Here is a 17,943-nt window from a genome sequence, read left to right as displayed (position 1 = left end):
GGGAGAGCTCACCATGATTGCTGCCACCGAAACCAAAGTTCACGATTTGCTCGATGCCGAGGGCCGCGATGTCCGCGATGCCCGTGAACTGCGCAAAGTGCTGGGGCAGTTTGCTACCGGTGTGACCGTGATCACCACCCGCACCGCTGACGGCCGCAACGTCGGCGTGACGGCCAACTCGTTCTCCTCACTGTCGCTGTCACCGGCGCTGGTGCTCTGGAGCCTGGCACGCACGGCACCGAGCCTGAAGGCCTTTTGCTCGGCGAGCCACTTCGCCATCAACGTACTGGGCGCGCACCAGCACCACCTGTCGGAGCAGTTCGCACGGGCAGCAGCCGACAAGTTCGCCGGTGTAGCTCATTCCTATGGCAAGGCGGGAGCCCCGGTGCTGGACGATGTGGTGGCAGTGCTGGTGTGCCGCAACGTCACCCAGTACGAGGGCGGTGACCACCTGATCTTCATTGGCGAGATCGAACAATACCGCTACAGCGGCGCAGAACCGCTGGTCTTCCATGCAGGCCAGTACCGAGGTCTAGGGAGCAATAGAGCAGAAAGCGTCCTCAAGCACGAATAGCCCGGCTCATGTGATCTTTTGCCGGGAAGGGTCACTGATCCAGGTGCCCCTTGATGTGGCAGCAGCTCGACCTCAGTGGCTCGCTGCGCAGCGCCCCAGCGAACAACCAGCCCGATCGGCCAAGCGCCCGCGACAGCTATTTGTAGTTTCCCTCCTCCTCCTCCTCCTCCTCCTCCTCCTCCTCCTCCTCCTCTGAAGTCGATCCGTCACCCACGCCAGGAAATAAATAATCACTAATGGGTTTGTGCCCAATGAGAAAGCCCTTGTAGTACGTTTTTTTCGAATGCCTTAGGCCCTTGAAGCCTGGCCATCCCAGCGCGAGGCTTGCCCAGGCGGTGCTGATTGAGGCTCACAAAATGCATTTGATAATCATTTGCAATCAAGGATAGAATCCCGCCCCCTCGTCTGATCCCGCCTTGAATGATCGCCGCCGTGTCTTATCTCAGCGATAAACTCGAGCTCTACCTTTCCCACCGTACCGCGCTGGTCGACTATTCGGCGCCCATTGTCGGTTGTCGGGCTCAAGCCGAAGAAGTGGTCCAGGAGGCCTGGCTGCGCTTCTGCGGCCAGGCCGATAGCGCCGCCCAGCCGAGCAACCCGGTGGGCTACCTGTACCGCATCGTGCGCAACCTGTCCTTTGACCTGCTGCGGCGCTCGACCCTGGAAAATCGTCATCCCGATGGCGCCGATCTGCTGAACGAGCTGCCCTCGAGTACGCCATCACCGGAGCATCAGGCGCTGCACAGCGACCAGTTGCGCCTGCTGCAAGATGCGCTGGCACTGCTGCCGGAGCGCACGCGCCGGGCCTTCCACATGCACCGCCTGCAACACCTGACCTTCCAGGAAATTGCCGCTGAGCTGAAGATCTCCTCCAGCTTGGCGCACCAGCTGGTGCGTGACGCACTGACCCACTGTGCGGAGCACCTGGCCGATGACTGATACCCCCTTGCCTCAACCTGTATCCGGTTCACTGAAGGACGACCCCGTGTGGCAGGCGGCGATGGATTGGCTGCTGCAATGCCACTCGGCGCCGGATGACGCCTTGCTGCAACAGGCCCATGCGCGCTGGCTGGCCGCTGACGAGCGCCATGCTGTCGCCTGGCGCAAGGCCGAGAAAGTCTGGTTGCTCAGTGGCGGCCTGGCGCCGCTGGAACCACCCGTGCCCCAGCCTTTGCCCACCCCGCTCCGGGCTCGGCGCAACAGGCCGCGGCGGGCACTGAAGGCGCTTGCACTGGCAGCCTGCCTGCTGTTGCTGGCCGGGCCGACACCACCGACCGCCCATACCAGCCCAGCCGGCGAGCACCGACAAGTGCTCTTGAGTGACGGCAGCCGTATTGAACTGGGCAGCGACAGCGCTATTCGAGTGGACTTCGAACCCGGTACGCGGGCGGTCACCCTGCTCAGGGGGCAGGCGTTCTTCGAGGTCAGCCACGATGCCTCGCGCCCGTTCACGGTGCAGGCTGCGGACGTCAAGGTCAGGGTCATAGGGACCGCGTTCGACGTGGACCTCAGCCGCACCGCCGTGGTGGTAGCCGTACAGAGCGGCGCTGTCCAGGTTCGCGATGGGCGCGGCGAACTCGCGGTGCCGGCCCTGGGCCCGGGCGATAGCCTTCGCCTTGGCCTGGACCAGGGCCCGCCGCAGCGCGGTCGGCTATTGCCTGGCCAGGTTGCCCCCTGGCGCCAGTGGCAGTTGCTGGTCAATGACCGGCCACTCTCCGAGGTGGTTGAAGCGCTGCAGGACTATTACCCCGGTGTACTGCTATTGACGGACCCTGCTCTGGGCGAGCGGCGCATCACCGCTTCGCTGAACCTGCGCTCGCCAGTCAGCGCACTGCAACTGGCGATCGCTCCGTTGGGTGGGCATCTGCGGCAATGGGGCCCCTACCTCACGCTGATCCGCAAAGAGCCGCAAGTGCCGGCAAAACAATAAATTTCAAAATTTTCTGGAAGTTCTCGATCGCCGTTCGTTTATTGCCCCGCTGAGTTAATCATAATTATTCTCATTAGCATGTGCGTATTGTTCGCACTGAACGGGGAGTTCACCAGAGCATGTCCATTTTCCCCCAACAGGGACTTCAGGGTTGCCGACGCAGTGCGCGGCTGTTGTGGCTGTCAGTGGGGCTGGCGGTGTCCCTGCCGGCCTTGGCCAGTGACCATCGGACACGGCATAGCATCGACATCGCACGCCAGCCGTTAAGCACGGCGCTGATGGCGCTGGCACAGCAGACCGGCCTGCAGATCAGCGTCGAGAGCCAACTGCTGCTCAACCTGAACGCTCCGGCGGTGCAGGGCGAACTGAGCGCCGAGCAGGCGTTGGCGAAACTGCTCAAGGGCAGCCAGCTGGAGTGGATCTACATCGGTGACGACGCGCTGATGGTGCAACGGGCGACTCGCCCGCGTACCGACCCGGTCCGCCTGGGCAATACCAAGGTGCCTGGCGAGTTCTCGCTGCCCCAGGGTGAAACCCGAGTGGACCGCGCGACGATCGAAGCAATGCCGGCGGGCAATGGCGACATCACCAGCCTGTTGCGCAGCCATCCCAACGTGCAGTTCGACGACGCTCAGCTGAGCAGCAAGACCCCTGGCGAAATCGGCCCGGCCAACATCAGCATCAACGGGGCGCAGTTCTACCAGAATGCCTTCCTGGTCGATGGCATCAACATGAACAATGACATCGATCCGGCCGAATACCGGGTGCAATTGCTGGACGCGGTACCGGGGCGCAGCCAGGGCCTGGCACTGGACACCGACCTGCTGGAGAACATCACGGTCCTGGACAGCAACGTGCCAGCGGCCTATGGCGGCTTCAACGGTGGCGTCATCGATGCACAGACCCGTGCACCGACCCAGGCGCTGCACGGCAAATTCTCGGTGCAGACCACCCGCGCCGCCTGGACCCAATATCACGTCGACGAAAGCGAAGAACAACGCATGGAAAACTCGGGCTCTCCCGACGAGCAGCCCAAGTTCGACAAGGTCACCGTTCGTGGCACGCTGCAGGGCCACCTGACCGACAATTTCGGCCTGCTTGGCAGCTTCAGCCAGAAGCGCTCGACCATCCCCCTGGGTTTCTACTCCTACAACAATGTCGAGGAGATGGGCTTTCACGAGGAGAAGCAGCAACGGCGCATCGACAACTACTTCCTCAAGTCGGTATGGAAAGCCAGCGATCAACTCACTGTTGAGACCAGCGTGACCCATGCCCCCGAGGAGAGTCACTACTTCCGTGCCAACGTGGCCAACTCGGGTTATGACAACAAGGCCGGCGGCACCCAAGTGAACCTGCGCACCGTCTGGGATGGCGACCTGGCGCGCGTCGAACAGAACCTGGCGTGGAGCGGCCAGGAACAGAGCCGCCAATCGGACTCCGCCGACTACTGGACCTGGCGCAAGTCGGCCACCAAGGATTGGGGCATCGGCAACAAGGCCACCTCCAATACCCTTGAAGGCGGTTGGGGTGATATCGAGCAGCAGCAACGTACCTGGCAGTACAAGCTCAATGCCGACTGGCGCAGCGTCGACTGGCTGGGCATGACTCACCGCCCGCAGACCGGCCTGGAGTTCTCCCGCCAGTACGTGCGCTACGAGCGCCTGACCGACAGCAGCACCTATGTCACCCCCGCGGCCACCACCACCTGCACCAACGGCGCCGGGGTTACCGACAGCGTCGCCTGCAACATCGGCCAGACCCTGAACGGCTGGGCGGGCCAGTACATGAAAAGCCGTACCCGCTATGCCACTGGCGAATTCGACTTCACCACCACCTCCTGGGGCAGCTGGCTGCAGGACGAGATCACCCTCGGCCAACTGACCTTGCGCCCGGGCGTGCGCGTGGACAGCGACGACTACATGGACAAGACCACCTGGGCGCCGCGCTTCTCCCTGGAATATGACCTGTTCGGTGACCGCACCACCTTGCTCAATGCCGGCGTCAACCGTTACTACGGGCGCAGCGTCAGCAGCTGGCAGCTGCAGGACGGGCGCAACCGCCTGCGCTTCAACGAAACCCGCGACAGCCTGGACAAACCCTGGGTGGTCAAATCCAACGCGGCCAACCAGGTGCGCTTCAATCAGCTGGACATCCCCTACGACGACGAGCTGATGCTGGGCGTGGTGCAGCAATGGGCCGGGGTCGAATATGCCCTCAAGTATGTCAATCGCAAGGGGCGCGACCAGGTGGTTCAGGTGTCCGGCAAGACCTTGGGCGAGCCCTCCACGGACCCGACGCTGGCGAGCAACTACACCACCTACACCAACGACGGCAAGAGCGAGACCGACACCTACACCCTGACGGTGACACCGTTGCAGCGCTGGACACTGCTAGGCACCCAGACCGGCGGGCAACTGGCGCTCAACTGGACCGACAGCAAGGCCTCCGCACCGACCTACGTCGCCGCCGAGAACCTGTACTACCAGAACAGCGTCATCCAGTACCAGGGCAGCTTCATCAATTATGACGACCGCCCGGCCAGCAACTTCAACCGGCCCTGGACGGCCCGCCTGACGACCATCACCGAGATCCCCCAGGCCAATCTGCAGTGGAGCAACTTCTGGCGCTACCGCGCCGGCTACAAGCGCATTGGCGACACGGGGCGCAATGTGGACTACATGGGCACCTCGGTGGATGTCTGGGAGGAACAGAAATTCCAGGCGGCGCTGACCTGGGACACGCGCCTGGGCTGGCGTATTCCCACCGCCAGGGACCAGAACGTGTTCATCAATGTCGACGTGTTCAACGTGCTCGACAAGAAGTCGGTCAATGCCAACCAGACGGTCAACAGCAACTCGGTCTCGACCTATGAGGTGGGCCGCCAGTACTGGCTCGAAGTCGGATACGCGTTCTGAAATGCGCCGGTTCCTGAAGAGCCTGCAGGTCATGCTCGGCATGGTGCTGGTGATTGGCCCGCAGCACGTGCTGGCCTGCGCCACGAGCGAACCGTCTTGCCTGCGCGAGTTGTACAGCCGGCCCCCCGCGCAGTGGCCGGCGCCGCAGGTGGATGCCGGCGTGGCCTGGCAAGAGCTGGGCCCCTTGCCCGAGCGGGCGCCGTCCCCGGCGTACAACCCCTACACGCAGCAGAAGGCCGATCTGGGCCGCCGGCTGTTCTTCGACCCGCGCCTGTCGCGTTCGGGGCAGATTGCCTGCGCCTCCTGCCATGAACCGGACCTGGGGTTCGCCGATGGGCGTCGGGTTTCGTTCGGGCATGACCGTGCCGCGGGCCGGCGCAATGCACCGAGCCTGGTGGCCAGCGGCCTGGCCAAGAAGCTGTTCTGGGACGGGCGCGCCGACAGCCTGGAGATGCAGGCCCTGATGCCGGTCGTCGACCCCAAGGAGATGGCCTTCAGTGTCGCGGAACTGGTGGCCCGGCTGCGTGACACCAAGGACTACCCGGCACAGTTCGCCCAGGTATTTCCCGGACAGGCGCTGGGTGCCGAGCAGGTGGCGGCGGCATTGGCGACTTATCAGCGTGGCCTGCTGCGGGTTGCCCAACGCACCCCCTTCGAGCGTTTTCTACGGGGGCAGGCGAAGGCGCTCAGCGACCAGCAATTGCAGGGGCTGCACCTGTTTCGCACCAAGGCACGCTGCATGAACTGCCACTTCGGCCCGGGGATGCAGGACGACCGCTTCCACAATGCAGGCCTGACCTTCTATGGGCGCCTGCGCGAAGACCTCGGGCGCTATGAAGTCACCGGGCTGGCGCAGGATGTCGGGCGCATGCGCACACCTTCACTGCGGCTGGTGAGCCATACCGGCCCCTGGTTTCACAACGGGCTGGCCAGCAGCCTCGATCAGGTGCTGTTGTTCTACAACGCAGGCATGCCCAGGCCCGTACCCAAGGAGGGGCAACTGCAAGACCCGCTGTTTCCCGTGACGTCGGCGCAATTGAAGGTATTGGAGCTGGACCGGACCGAACTGAAGGCACTGAAGGCTTTCCTGGAGGCCCTATGAGAGGTTGGCCGCGGCGGCTGCACATCGGTGTGCCCACACAGGGCCAGCGCCAGGGACTTGATCACCTCCTGCCCGCTGCGGATACCGCTGTCGAGCCAGACTTCGAGGCGCCGGGCAACAGGCGCCTGGCGGCAGCGGGCCGGCGGCTGGCGATCTAAAGAGTTCGTAAAGTCTGCCCGCCCGCCCCTCCCGGCACCTGACAAATGCGCTTCAATAGCCTGCAAGCCAAGCCTGAAGCTCCCGGAGAAGCCCATGAGCAAAGTCGCCCGCTATCTGCAGGTCGAAGACATCCTCCTGGCGGTCAATGTCACGAACAAGCAGCGCCTGTTCGAGCAGGTCGGCCAGCACCTGCAAGAGACCCGGCAACTGCCGGCGGAGTGGGTGGCCGCCAGCCTGTGGCGCCGGGAGTTGGCCGCCAGTACCGCCATCGGTGAAGGGGTGGCGGTGCCCCACGCGCGGCTCGCCGAGCTCGATCGCATTCATGCGCTGTACCTGCGGCCACAGACCGCCATGGCCTTTGCCGCCCCGGACCAGCAGCCGGTCAGCGATATCCTGGTGCTGCTGGTGCCCGCTCCCGCCGATCAGCAGCACCTGGACCTGCTGGCCGACACCGCCCGGCTGTTTACCAACCCGCGGTTTCGCCAGGCCCTGCTGCGCTGTACTGCGCCGATGCAGGTCAAACAGCTGTTCGATCACTGGTAGCTTGACCCAGACACCTGCTCCAGCACGCAATACCCATTTGCCGCTCCCCCGCGGCAAATGGGATAGCTCAAGCCCCACCGATCACCTTCCGGCACAAGATTTCATCTATTGGCGGTTAGCCGACTCATCCATTAACGTTCATTACACCTCGCGCAGCCCAGCGCTTGAGGGGGTGCCTGCCCTGCCGTCGCGCCGCTCTCCATATTCCTGTTGAACTCACTCACTGATTGCTCAATTAGAGAGAATATGAACAAGCCACAGCTGCTGCCTGTAGCCACTGGCGGCCGGCGTCCTCACAGGGACGAAGGTACCGGTCGAAAATCCTCTGGGCACCTGTCTCTTCTGTTGCTTGCCCGCTCGTCCCTGAACCTGATCTGCATCGCAGCCCTCGCCAGCTGCGCCGTGGGGCCGGATTTCAGCCGCCCGGAACTGAGCCGGGACGCCGGCTACAGCGCCACGCCCCTGCCGCCCGGCACCGTCACGGCGGGGGTCGCCGCCGGTGGCGCGGCGCAGCGACTGGTGAACGGCATGGACATTCCCGGGCAGTGGTGGACGCTGTTCCGCTCGCCGCAACTCGATGCCCTGGTGCAGGAAGCGCTGCAGGCCAACCCGGATATCGACGCCGCCCAGGCCGCGCTGCGCCAGGCCAATGAACTGCTGTACGCCGAACAGGCGTCGCTGTTTCCCTCCCTCAGCGCCTCGGCCTCGAAAACCCGCGAGAAGGTGTCCGCCGCCAGCGCCCTGGGCTCCAGCGGCGGTGCGGCAGCGGCCGGGGGCTCTGCGGCGCAGATCTTCACGGTCAACTCGGCGTCCCTGAGTGTGTCCTACGCCCCCGACGTGTTTGGCGGCACCCGTCGGCAGATCGAGGCCAGCGGTGCCCAGGCCGACTACCAGCGCTACCAGCTGGAGGCGACCTACCTGACCCTCACCGCCAACCTGGTGAACACCGCCATCAGCCTGGCCTCGATCCGTGACCAGATCGCCGCCACCGAAACCGTGATTCGCCTGCAGAGCGACCAGCTCGACCTGCTGCAGGCCCAGCGTCGACTGGGTGCCATCGGCGACAGCGATCTGCTGACCCAGCAAGCGACCCTGGCCCAGACCCGCGCCACCCTGCCGCCCTTGCAGAAACAGCTGGCCCAGGCCCGCAACCAGTTGCAGGCCTACCTGGGGCGCTTCCCCAGCCAGGACCGTGGCGAACACTTCCAGCTGGCCTCCCTGCACCTGCCCGAGGAACTGCCCCTGAGCCTGCCTTCGGCCATCGTCGAGCAGCGACCCGACGTGCGTTCCGCCGAGGCCCAGTTGCATCAGGCCAGCGCCGATATCGGCGTGGCCATCGCCAACCAGTTGCCGCAGTTCAGCATTACCGGTTCCCTGGGCTCCACGGCGCTGGCGGGCACCAAACTGTTTTCCTCCGGCACCGGGGTCTGGAGCCTGGCCGGCTCCATCGCCCAGCCGCTGTTCGACGCCGGCGCCCTGGAGCATCGCAAGCGCGCCGCGGTGGCCGCCTATGAGCAGGCCGCAGCGCGCTATCGCGGCACGGTGATCACCGCCTTCCAGGACGTAGCCAATGCCCTGCGTGCCCTGCAGGCCGACGCCGAGGCCCTGCAACAACAAGTGCTGGCCGAGACCGCCGCGCGCCAGAGCCTGGACCTGGCCCAGGCCCAGTACCGCCTGGGCGCGGTGGGCTACCTGAACCTGCTGACCGCGCAGCAGACCTACCAGAACGCGATTGTCAGCCGGGTGCGGGCCCAGGCCGCCCGCTACAGCGACACCACGGCGCTGTTCCAGGCCCTGGGGGGCGGCTGGTGGCAGCGCCAGGATGTCGACCCCGACAGCCTCGGCAGCCCCGATCGTTTCGGCTGGCCGTCGCTCAAGGAGATGTACCCGCCGCCCGCGGCCCAGCACCGCGAACAGGCTCAAGCCGGCCAGCCGGGCCGGCTCCAGGGGCCGGCAGCCGCCGCGCCGTCCACTCGACCTGCACCCTTGCCTTAAGTGAGATCCGCCATGGCCGATGTCCACTCCAGCCCCTCCCCTGCGCACCCCGGCGCGGCCCCCCAGGCGCCGCGCAAGCGCCGGCTGCTGCGGCCGATGCTGATCATGCTCGGCGTGGTGCTGCTGATCGTCGCGGTGATCGGCGGGGTCAAGTTCGCGCAGATCTCCAAGCTGATCGCCCAGGCCAAGGTGCCCCTGCCGCCCGCGGTGGTTACCGCCATCAAGGCCCAGTACGAAGAGTGGCAGCCCAGCGTCTCCGCGGTGGGCTCGATGAAGACCGTGCGCGGGGTGGACGTGACCACCGAGGTCGGCGGCATCGTGCGCAGCATCGGCTTCAAGCCCGGCCAGGAAGTGGCCGCCGGCGACCTGCTGGTGCAGTTGAATGCCGACTCCGACATCGCCCAGTTGCATTCCCTGGAAGCCACCGCGGCCCTGGCCGGCACGGTGCTCAAGCGCGACCGGGCGCAACTGAAGGTGAGCGCGGTGTCCCAGGCCCTGGTCGAGGCCGACGAAGCCGACCTCAAGGCCAAACTGGCCGCTGCCGAACAGCAGCGCGCGCTGGTGGCGAAGAAGAGCATCCGCGCGCCCTTTGCCGGGCGCATCGGCATCACCGCGGTCAACCCCGGGCAATACCTCAACCCGGGGGACAAGATCGCCAACCTGCAGACCTTCGACCCGATCTACATCGACTTCAACGTGCCCCAGGCCCAGGTGCAGCAGGTGGCCCTGGGCCAGAGCGTCACGGTCAGCGCCGACGGCCTGCCCAAACAGACGTTCACCGGCCGGGTCAGCTCCATCGACACCCAGTTCGACCCCAACACCCGCAACGTCACGGTGGAAGCCACCATCGACAACCCCAAGCGCAGCCTGGTGCCCGGCATGTTCGCCCGGGCCGTGGTGGCCTCAGGCGGCACCCAGCGTTACCTGACCCTGCCCCAGACCGCGGTCACCTATAACCCCTACGGCACCACGGTGTTCATCGCCAGCCAGAAGAACAACGACCAGGGCGACGCAGTGCTCACCGCGCAGCAGACCTTCATCGAAACCGGCCCCAACCGTGGCGACCAGGTGGCGGTGCTGTCAGGGGTCAAGGAAGGCGACCTGGTGATCACCAGCGGCCAGATGAAACTCAAGAACGGCTCGCCGGTGAAAGTCGACAACAGCCACGCGCCGCGCAACGATCCTTCGCCGACGCCGCAAGAGCACTAGGGCCCGCCATGAACTTCACCGATACCTTTATCAAGCGTCCGGTCTGGGCCGTGGTGGTCTCGCTGTTCATCCTGATCCTGGGCCTGCGCTCGATCTTCGAGCTGCCGGTGAACCAGTGGCCGCGCACGGAAAACACCGTGGTCACCATCAGCACCTATTACTACGGGGCCGACGCCGCCACCGTGGCCGGTTTCATTACCCAGCCCCTGGAGGCCGCCATCGCCCAGGCCCAGGGCATCGACTATCTGTCGTCCACCAGCATCACCGGGCTCTCCACCATTACCGCGACCCTGCGCCTGAACTACGACTCCAGCAAGGCGCTGACCGAGATCAACACCCAGGTCAACTCGGTGAAGAACCAGTTGCCGGCCCAGTCCCAGGAACCGGTGCTGACGGTAGCGGTGGGCCAGACCACCGACGCCATGTACCTGGGGTTCTACAGCGACACCCTGGCCACCAACAACATCACCGACTACCTGGTGCGGGTGGTCAAGCCCAAGCTCGATTCCCTGGAAGGCGTGCAGACCGCAGAGATCCTCGGCGGCCGCCAGTTCGCCCTGCGGGCCTGGCTCGACCCGGACAAGCTGGCGGCCCACAACGTCACCGCCCAGGACGTGGCCACGGCCCTGGGCAACAACAACTACCTGTCCGCCGTGGGCTCCACCAAGGGGCAGATGATCACCGTGGACCTCACCGCCGGCACCGACCTGCACACGGTGGACGAATTCAAGCGCCTGGTGGTCAAGCACAACGGCGACGCCCTGGTGTACCTGGAGGACCTGGGCAACGTCACCCTGGGGGCGGAAAACTACGACAGCAGCGTGGCTTTCTCCGGCAAGCGCTCGGTGTTCATCGGCATCAAGGCAGCGCCCACCGCCAACATCCTCAACGTCGCCGACAACGTGCGCAAAGCCTTCCCCGAACTGCAATCGCAACTGCCGGCCGGGGTGCGCGGCGAGATCGTCTACGACTCCACGGCCTTCATCAACACCTCGATCTTCGAGGTGGTGAAGACCCTGGTGGAAGCCATGATCATCGTCTCGGTGGTGATCTACCTGTTCCTCGGCTCGTTCCGTGCGGTGATCGTGCCTCTGGTGGCGATCCCGCTGTCGCTGGTGGGCACCTTCTTCGTCATGTACCTGCTGGGTTATTCCATCAACCTGCTGACCCTGCTGGCCCTGGTGCTGGCCATCGGTCTTGTGGTGGACGACGCCATCATCGTGGTGGAAAACGTCGACCGGCATATCAAGGAGCAAGGCCGCGGCGTACTGGAGGCGGCGCTGCTGGCGGCCCGCGAGCTGGGCGGCCCGATCATCGCCATGACCGTGGTGCTGATCGCCGCCTACGTGCCCATCGGCCTGCGCAGCGGCCTGACCGGGGCGCTGTTCAAGGAGTTCTGTTTTTCCCTGGCCGGCGCAGTGACGGTGTCGGCGGTGATCGCCCTGACCCTGTCGCCAATGATGACCTCGCGGCTGTTCAAGAGCGGCCAGGAGGAAGGCCGGTTCGCCAAGCGCCTGGACCGCTACTTCGACTGGCTGCGGGGGCGCTACCACCGGGTGCTGGCGGCCGGGCTGGATAGCTGGCCGGTGCTGGTGACCTTCGGCTTCCTGCTGTTCGTGCTGGTGGCCGCCAGTGGCCTGACCGCCAAGAGCGAGCTGTCGCCCACCGAGGACCAGGGCCTGGTGTTCATGCAGATCAAGGGCGCGCCCACCGCCTCGCCGCAGCAGATGGAGTGGATTGCCGACCAGGCGTTCCAGATCGCCAACAAGGAGCCCGAGTACCTGCAGATGTTCCAGCTCACCGGCCTGCCCTCGCTGAACCAGGGCCTGGGCGGGGTGCTGCTCAAGTCCTGGGAGGATCGTGACCGCTCCCAGGCGCAGTTGATCCTCGACCTGCAACAGAAGTGGAACCAGGTGCCCGGCGCCACCATCGCCGCCTTCCCCCTGCCCTCGCTGCCCGGCGCCCAGGGCCTGCCGGTGCAGTTCGTGATCAGCACCACCGAGTCGGTGGCCAACCTCAACGAGGTGGCCCAGGCGGTACTGGCCGAGGCCACCAAGCAGCAGCTATTCTGGTTTTCCGACCTGGACCTCAAGCTCGACAAGCCCCAGGCCAAGCTGGTGGTGGACCGGGAAAAGATCGCCGCCCTGGGCATGACCCAGGCCGACGTCGGCGCCGCGCTCTCGGCGGCCCTGGGGGGCAACTACGTGAACTACTTCTCCACCGCCGGGCGCTCCTACAAGGTGATCCCCCAGGTGCTGCAGGTAGACCGGCTGAACCCCGAACAGATCCTCGACTACTACATCCGTACCCCGTCGGGGGCGATGATTGCAGCGCGCACCGTGGCCCATATCGAAACCTCCACCGAGCCTGAGTCGGTCAACCACTTCCAGCAGCTCAACTCGGCGACCCTGTCCGGGGTCAGCGGCGTGTCCCAGGGCGAGTTGCTGGCCCGGCTCAAGGGCATTCTGGAACAGGTGGCGCCATCCGGTTACTCCAGCGACTACGCCGGCGAATCACGGCAGTTCATCCAGGAATCGGGGGGGTTCGTCGGCCTGCTGCTGTTCTCGATCCTGATCGTCTACCTGGCCCTGGCGTTCCAGTTCGAGAGCTACCGCGACCCGGTGGTGATCCTGTTCTCGGTGCCGCCGGCGCTGTTCGGCGCCCTGGCCTTCATCACCATGGGGTTCGCCTCGATCAACGTCTACACCCAGGTCGGGCTGGTGACGCTGCTGGGGCTGATCACCAAGCACGGGATCCTCATCGTGCAGTTCGCCAACCAATTGCAGCGCGCCGGCCACAATAAGCGCGAAGCCATCGAAGAAGCCGCCGCGGTGCGCCTGCGGCCGATCCTGATGACCACCGCGGCCATGGTCCTGGGGGTGGTGCCGCTAGTCTGGGCTTCCGGCGCCGGCGCGGCGGGCCGCCACGACATGGGCCTGGTGATCTTTGCCGGGCTGTCCATCGGCACCCTGCTGACCCTGTTCATGGTGCCGGCCATGTACCTGTTCATTGGCAGTACGCACTCTGCCGCAAGCATCGAGAACCCGGGGGCGCAGGCGGATGCCGGAGCTTCCGACAGCGCCTGAACCCCTGCTCGATCGAAACCGCCGGGTATCAGGCCGGTACGCCCAGGATGATGTGGGACGCCTTGATCACCGCCGTGGCGCTGACGCCCGGGGCCAGGCCCAGTTCGGTCACCGCATCGCGGGTGACGATGGAATACACCTGGCTGCCGCCGCTGAGCTCCAGCACCACTTCGGCGTTGACCGCACCATCGGTGACGCTGATCACCTTGCCCTGCAGGCAGTTGCGAGCGGACAGGCGGATGCCCTCGGCATCGGTCATGAGCATCACCCAGGGTGCCTTGACCAGGGCCAGGGCCTCGGTGCCCGGGGCGATGCCCAGGCTACGCAGGCTTTGCAGGGTCACCACCGCCACCAGTTGCTCGCCGCCCTCCAGGGACAGCACCACCTCGGCGTTGACCGAACCCTCTTCCACCTGGCTGACCCGGCCTTTGAACACGTTGCGTGCACTGACTTTCATGTTGCATTCCTTTTATTGACTGCGGGGTTAGGATCGCCCGGCATGATCCGGGCGCACGTTGTGTAGAAACAACCATAGCGCCCGCCACCCAAGGCCGGAGATTTCTCGCAGGCCCCGGGTCAATCCTGCTCTTGCAGGTGTTCGATAAAGGTCGTGCCGCTATAGCGCTCGCGAAACAGCCCCGCCTCCACCAGCATCGGTATCACCTGTTCCAGGAAAATGTGCATCGAACGGATCGAGCCCCCCGGCGCGGCGATAAAGCCGTCCATGGCGCCGGCCTCGGCCCATTCGACGATCTGTGCAAATGCATCTTCGGCGGTGCCTATCACTTGCCAGTGGGCCGCGGAAATCACTTCCGGGCGCAGCAGCAGTTCGTCCAGGCGCAGGGTTTCGCGCTCGATCAACCGCCGCAGCAGGTTGGTGTGGGTACGGCTGCCGGGGTTGTGCACCGGGGCCGGCAGGTCGGCGGCGCTCACCGGGCGGTCCAGGGGCCAGTCGCTTAAATCGAGGCCGATCATCTGCTGGATCGAGGCGAACTTGCGCGCGTTGTCCGGGCGCCCGTGGGTTTGCATGAACAGCTCGCGGGCCTGTTCCCGGGTCGGCGCCAGGTACAGGCTCAGGCCCGGCAGCAGGCGGATGTCCTCGGGGCGGCGGCCGTGGCGCCGGGCCCGTTGCGAGAGGTCGCGACGCAGTTCCAGGGCCGCATCCTTGTCCGGGGTCGGGGCGAACACCAGGTCGGCCACCGAGGCGGCAAAGTCGCGACCGGTGTCCGAGGCACCGGCCTGGACCAGGGGAATCCGTGCCTTGCCGAACGCCGGCAGGTTGAGCGGACCGCGCACCCGGAAGTGCTCGCCGGCATGGTCCACCGGGTGCACCTGGCTGCGGTCGGCGTAACGGCCGTTCTCCCGGTCCAGTAGCAGCGCCTGGTTGGGGTAGCTGGCCCACAGGTCGTGCACCAGGCGGGTGAACTCCGCCGCCCGGGCATAGCGCTCATCCGCGCCGGGCATGGCCTCCAGGCCGAAGTTCTCGTGGCCCTGCAAGGCGGTGACGATGTTCCAGCCGGCGCGGCCATTGCTCACCCAATGCAGCGACTGCAACTGGCGCGCCACCACATAGGGCGGGAAGAAGGTGGTGGAAACGGTGGACACCAGGCCGATGCGGGACGTCTCCCGGGCGATGCACGCCAGCAGCACCGTGGGATCGAGGCTGGCGAAACCCGAGCCGCTTTCCAGGCCGTCCATGTTCAGGCAACTGACGTCGGGGCGGAACACGAAATCCAGGTGCGCGGCCTCGGAACGCTTGGCGATGTCCACGGCGAAGTCGGCGCTGTAGATGCCTTCGATATTGCTGTCGGGCTGGCGCCAGGCATCGCCGCTGAGCCAGGTGGGGGCCAGGGACATGCCGATATGCAGGCGTTTGCGGTTACTCATCTGTTGCCAATCTCCTGTGTACGAATGAACGCCGGCAGCGCCTCGGGGGGCGGCCGGCGACGGGTTCCCGGGGGCCTCAGAACGCCCCTTTGACGCCGATGCCCAGGGTCCGTGGCTGGGTCATGCTGGCCTCGATGCCGCCGATGCCGCGGTTCTGCTGCATGTAGGTGGGCGAGCGGTCGTCGAAGACGTTCTTGACGTAGCCATAGAGCTGCACCTGGTCGTTGAAGCGGTAGCTCATGCGCGCATCGGTCAGGGTGTAGGGCTTGATCGAATAGGCCGAGGTGTTGGCGGTATCCGAGTAGTAGCCGTCCAGGTAGCGCACCTGGGCATTGAGGTTCAGGCGCTCGGTGATGTCCCAGCTGGGGCCGACGCTCAGGGTGTAGCCCGGCGAGCGGGCAAACTCGTTGTGGGCGTAGTCGGCGTTGCTGGAAATCTTGTCGATGCGGGTGCGCAAGGTGCCGGCGCTGGCCTTGAGCCGCAGGTTGTCCAGCAGGCGATAGTCCAGATCCAGCTCCAGGCCATAGGCGTGGGCCTTCTCGGCGTTGATGGTGTAGGACTGTGCAACCCCCGGGGAAATCACCACCGGGATGTTGTACTGGGCGTCCTTGAAATCCATGTAGAACAGGTTGGTGTTGATCAGCAGGCGGTCGTCGAGAAAGCTCGCGCGGCTGAACAGCTCATAGTTCCAGATCGACTCTTCCTTGAAATAGGCCCATTGCCGGGTCGTCAGGTTCAGCGACACACCGCCCGGGTTGTAGCCCCGGCTGACCAGGCCACCGACGGTCCAGTGCGGGGTGGCGGCGTAGGCCAGGGAAACCTTGGGCAGCACGGTGGAGAAGGTCTTGTCGTAGTTCAGCGCGCCGGGAGCCAGCACCGAGTTGCCCGTGCGCTCGATGTGGTCCTGCTGGTAGCGCAGGCCGGTGCTCAGGGTCCACAGGTCGGTGAGCCGGTAGTTGAGCTCGCCGAAGATCCCCAGGTTGGTCTTGGTGTCGTCGAAGGCCGAACGCCCCCGCAGGTTGAGGGTTTCGTCGGTGCGGGTGCGGGCGTAGTAGATCCCGCCCATGCCACTGAGCAGGTCCTCTTTCTCACCGAAGGTCAGGCGCGACTCGTTGGAGGCGTTCTTCTGGTGGATATCGGCATCGCCCTCGCCCGCCGCCCCGGTCACCCGGTGCACCGACGACAGCGAATACTGCGCCTGGTTGAACAGCTTGAGGCCATTACCCAGCTCATAGGAGACGTCGAGGATGCTGGTGTTGGTGTCCTGTTCCCAGGACGGCATGGTGGTGGAGCTGTGCTCCAGCTTGTGGAACGGCGCCGAGGCGGCTTCCTGGGTCGGGCGGTTGCTGTCGTTGTGGGCGAAGGTGAACTGGCTTTCCAGCCCTGGAATGTCGGTGGGCAACCACAGCAGCTTGGCCCGGGCATTGAGGTTGCGAAAATCCTGGTCGGTCTTGCCGCCCTGGAACTTCGGGTTGTCGTAGTCGATGAAGGTGTCGCGGGCCGAATAGTCCACTGCCAGGCGCCCGGCAAAGTCCTGGGCCAGGGGCCCGGACACCGCCACCGAACTGCGCCGCGAGTGGTAGCTGCCGATCTCCGCCTGGTAGGCCGCCTCGGGGGTGAAGGTCGGGTTCTTGGTGTTGACGATGATCGCCCCGGCAATCGCATTGGCGCCCTGGGAGGTGGTCTGCGGGCCGCGGAACACCTCGATGCTGTCCAGGTCCCAGACCGAGGTCGCGCCGAAGAACATCTCGTTGTAGTTCAGGTAGTGGCCGTCCAGGTTGATGGTGGCCCGCGGCACCGTACCACCCCAGAACACGTTCTGCCCGTTGTTCGGGCCCTGGGTGTCCTGGCCGCGGATGATCGGCGCGCCCACCGAGTCGGTGTAGATCACGTTGGGGCTGCCGTTGATGACCTCCGACACCGACGCATCGCCGGTCTTGTTCTGGTCGATATCGCGGTCGGTGATGATCGACACCGAGGAGGCGGTGTCCTTCAGCTCGCGGTCGAGTTTCTCACCGGTGACCACCAGCGATTCCAGGGCCAGGCTGCCTTTCCCTGGCTTGTCCGGCTGCCTGCTGTCCTCGGCCATCAGCGGCGGGCTCGCCAGCAGGGTGGACAAGGTGAGAACGCCAATACCGTGACTGAATGTGCGGTGCGTAAGGGCCATCAAAACTTCCTTCCAAATGAGAATGATCCTCTTTCACGATTAGGCTATCACGCTGCCATGACATTCCTCAATACGGAATACATTCTGCAAATTGGAATGATCTACACTTTTGGCCCGGGCGCATTCCCCCGTCCCAGGCAGGCGGTGGAACCGGTATCATGGCCGCCGCTAGCGCCAGCGCCGCGCAGGCCGTAGCCTGCGTACCCCACGCGGCCAGACATTGGTGAGGAGACCCAGCCGTTGAACAGTTCGCAGCCCCCGTTGGACGAGACCCTGGATGCACCGCCGGAAAAACGTTCCGGGGTGATCCAGTCGGTGTCGATCGCCGCGCGTTTTCTCAACACCCTGGCCAATGCCGAGGGCGAGCTGGCCCTGG

Annotated in this window: 12 protein-coding genes and 1 pseudogene; 10 read left to right on the top strand and 3 right to left on the bottom strand. The window is 65.2% G+C overall.

The features are described from left to right. Positions 1-13: 13 nt before the first annotated feature. The 9 genes from F6S12_RS12755 to F6S12_RS12715 all read left to right on the top strand — a co-directional run bounded on the left by F6S12_RS12755 (position 14) and on the right by F6S12_RS12715 (position 13,513). A complete protein-coding gene (locus F6S12_RS12755) occupies positions 14-574 on the top strand; it encodes a flavin reductase family protein (protein WP_315868948.1) in 561 nt (186 codons plus the stop codon). A gap of 420 nt (positions 575-994) precedes the next feature. Continuing rightward, complete coding sequence (locus F6S12_RS12750; RefSeq protein ID WP_011061887.1) at positions 995-1,513, top strand: sigma-70 family RNA polymerase sigma factor; 519 nt, start codon at positions 995-997, stop codon at positions 1,511-1,513. After that, positions 1,506-2,504 carry a FecR family protein gene (locus F6S12_RS12745; protein WP_225368693.1) on the top strand — a complete coding sequence of 333 codons (999 nt, stop codon included), beginning with the start codon at positions 1,506-1,508 and terminating at the stop codon, positions 2,502-2,504. The genes F6S12_RS12750 and F6S12_RS12745 overlap by 8 nt, the downstream gene beginning before the upstream one ends. A gap of 119 nt (positions 2,505-2,623) precedes the next feature. Next, on the top strand, positions 2,624-5,419 hold the full coding sequence (locus F6S12_RS12740; protein ID WP_315868947.1) for a TonB-dependent receptor: 2,796 nt from the start codon (positions 2,624-2,626) through the stop codon (positions 5,417-5,419). A 1-nt stretch (position 5,420) separates the two neighbouring features. After that, on the top strand, positions 5,421-6,521 hold the full coding sequence (locus F6S12_RS12735; protein ID WP_315868946.1) for a cytochrome-c peroxidase: 1,101 nt from the start codon (positions 5,421-5,423) through the stop codon (positions 6,519-6,521). A 252-nt stretch (positions 6,522-6,773) separates the two neighbouring features. Beyond that, positions 6,774-7,223 carry a PTS sugar transporter subunit IIA gene (locus F6S12_RS12730; protein WP_041118852.1) on the top strand — a complete coding sequence of 150 codons (450 nt, stop codon included), beginning with the start codon at positions 6,774-6,776 and terminating at the stop codon, positions 7,221-7,223. Positions 7,224-7,469: 246 nt separating this feature from the next. Further along, a complete protein-coding gene (locus F6S12_RS12725) occupies positions 7,470-9,218 on the top strand; it encodes an efflux transporter outer membrane subunit (protein ID WP_212805441.1) in 1,749 nt (582 codons plus the stop codon). Between the two features lie 12 nt (positions 9,219-9,230). Further along, positions 9,231-10,427, top strand: a complete 1,197-nt coding sequence (locus F6S12_RS12720; protein WP_053159263.1) for an efflux RND transporter periplasmic adaptor subunit — start codon at positions 9,231-9,233, stop codon at positions 10,425-10,427. Positions 10,428-10,435: 8 nt separating this feature from the next. Beyond that, positions 10,436-13,513: an efflux RND transporter permease subunit gene (locus F6S12_RS12715; RefSeq protein ID WP_011061894.1), complete on the top strand. Its 3,078-nt coding sequence runs from the start codon at positions 10,436-10,438 to the stop codon at positions 13,511-13,513. 28 nt (positions 13,514-13,541) lie between these two features. Here F6S12_RS12715 and F6S12_RS12710 read toward each other — a convergent pair whose 3' ends face one another. The 3 genes from F6S12_RS12710 to F6S12_RS12700 form a co-directional block, all read right to left on the bottom strand. Beyond that, a complete protein-coding gene (locus tag F6S12_RS12710; RefSeq protein WP_015636050.1) occupies positions 13,542-13,970 on the bottom strand; it encodes a molybdopterin-binding protein in 429 nt (142 codons plus the stop codon). A 119-nt stretch (positions 13,971-14,089) separates the two neighbouring features. Then, positions 14,090-15,400 carry an NtaA/DmoA family FMN-dependent monooxygenase gene (locus F6S12_RS12705; RefSeq protein WP_093403948.1) on the bottom strand — a complete coding sequence of 437 codons (1,311 nt, stop codon included), beginning with the start codon at positions 15,398-15,400 and terminating at the stop codon, positions 14,090-14,092. 76 nt (positions 15,401-15,476) lie between these two features. Continuing rightward, a complete protein-coding gene (locus tag F6S12_RS12700) occupies positions 15,477-17,570 on the bottom strand; it encodes a TonB-dependent receptor (RefSeq protein WP_026020119.1) in 2,094 nt (697 codons plus the stop codon). Positions 17,571-17,840: 270 nt separating this feature from the next. Between F6S12_RS12700 and F6S12_RS12695 the strand changes: the two are divergent. Next, a pseudogene (locus F6S12_RS12695) lies at positions 17,841-17,943 on the top strand (IclR family transcriptional regulator); the annotation flags it as partial.

The organism is Pseudomonas sp. JV245A (assembly GCF_032424515.1).
Lineage (GTDB): Bacteria > Pseudomonadota > Gammaproteobacteria > Pseudomonadales > Pseudomonadaceae > Aquipseudomonas > Aquipseudomonas protegens.
This window is presented reverse-complemented; position numbering and strand designations above follow the sequence as displayed.

Coding starts and splice junctions, on each gene's coding strand:
- F6S12_RS12715 (WP_011061894.1), top strand. CDS start 10,436: ATGAACTTCACCGATACCTTTATCAAGCGTCCGGTCTGGGCCGTGGTG.
- F6S12_RS12710 (WP_015636050.1), bottom strand. CDS start 13,970: ATGAAAGTCAGTGCACGCAACGTGTTCAAAGGCCGGGTCAGCCAGGTG.
- F6S12_RS12740 (WP_315868947.1), top strand. CDS start 2,624: ATGTCCATTTTCCCCCAACAGGGACTTCAGGGTTGCCGACGCAGTGCG.
- F6S12_RS12705 (WP_093403948.1), bottom strand. CDS start 15,400: ATGAGTAACCGCAAACGCCTGCATATCGGCATGTCCCTGGCCCCCACC.
- F6S12_RS12745 (WP_225368693.1), top strand. CDS start 1,506: ATGACTGATACCCCCTTGCCTCAACCTGTATCCGGTTCACTGAAGGAC.
- F6S12_RS12730 (WP_041118852.1), top strand. CDS start 6,774: ATGAGCAAAGTCGCCCGCTATCTGCAGGTCGAAGACATCCTCCTGGCG.
- F6S12_RS12720 (WP_053159263.1), top strand. CDS start 9,231: ATGGCCGATGTCCACTCCAGCCCCTCCCCTGCGCACCCCGGCGCGGCC.
- F6S12_RS12735 (WP_315868946.1), top strand. CDS start 5,421: ATGCGCCGGTTCCTGAAGAGCCTGCAGGTCATGCTCGGCATGGTGCTG.
- F6S12_RS12755 (WP_315868948.1), top strand. CDS start 14: ATGATTGCTGCCACCGAAACCAAAGTTCACGATTTGCTCGATGCCGAG.
- F6S12_RS12750 (WP_011061887.1), top strand. CDS start 995: ATGATCGCCGCCGTGTCTTATCTCAGCGATAAACTCGAGCTCTACCTT.
- F6S12_RS12725 (WP_212805441.1), top strand. CDS start 7,470: ATGAACAAGCCACAGCTGCTGCCTGTAGCCACTGGCGGCCGGCGTCCT.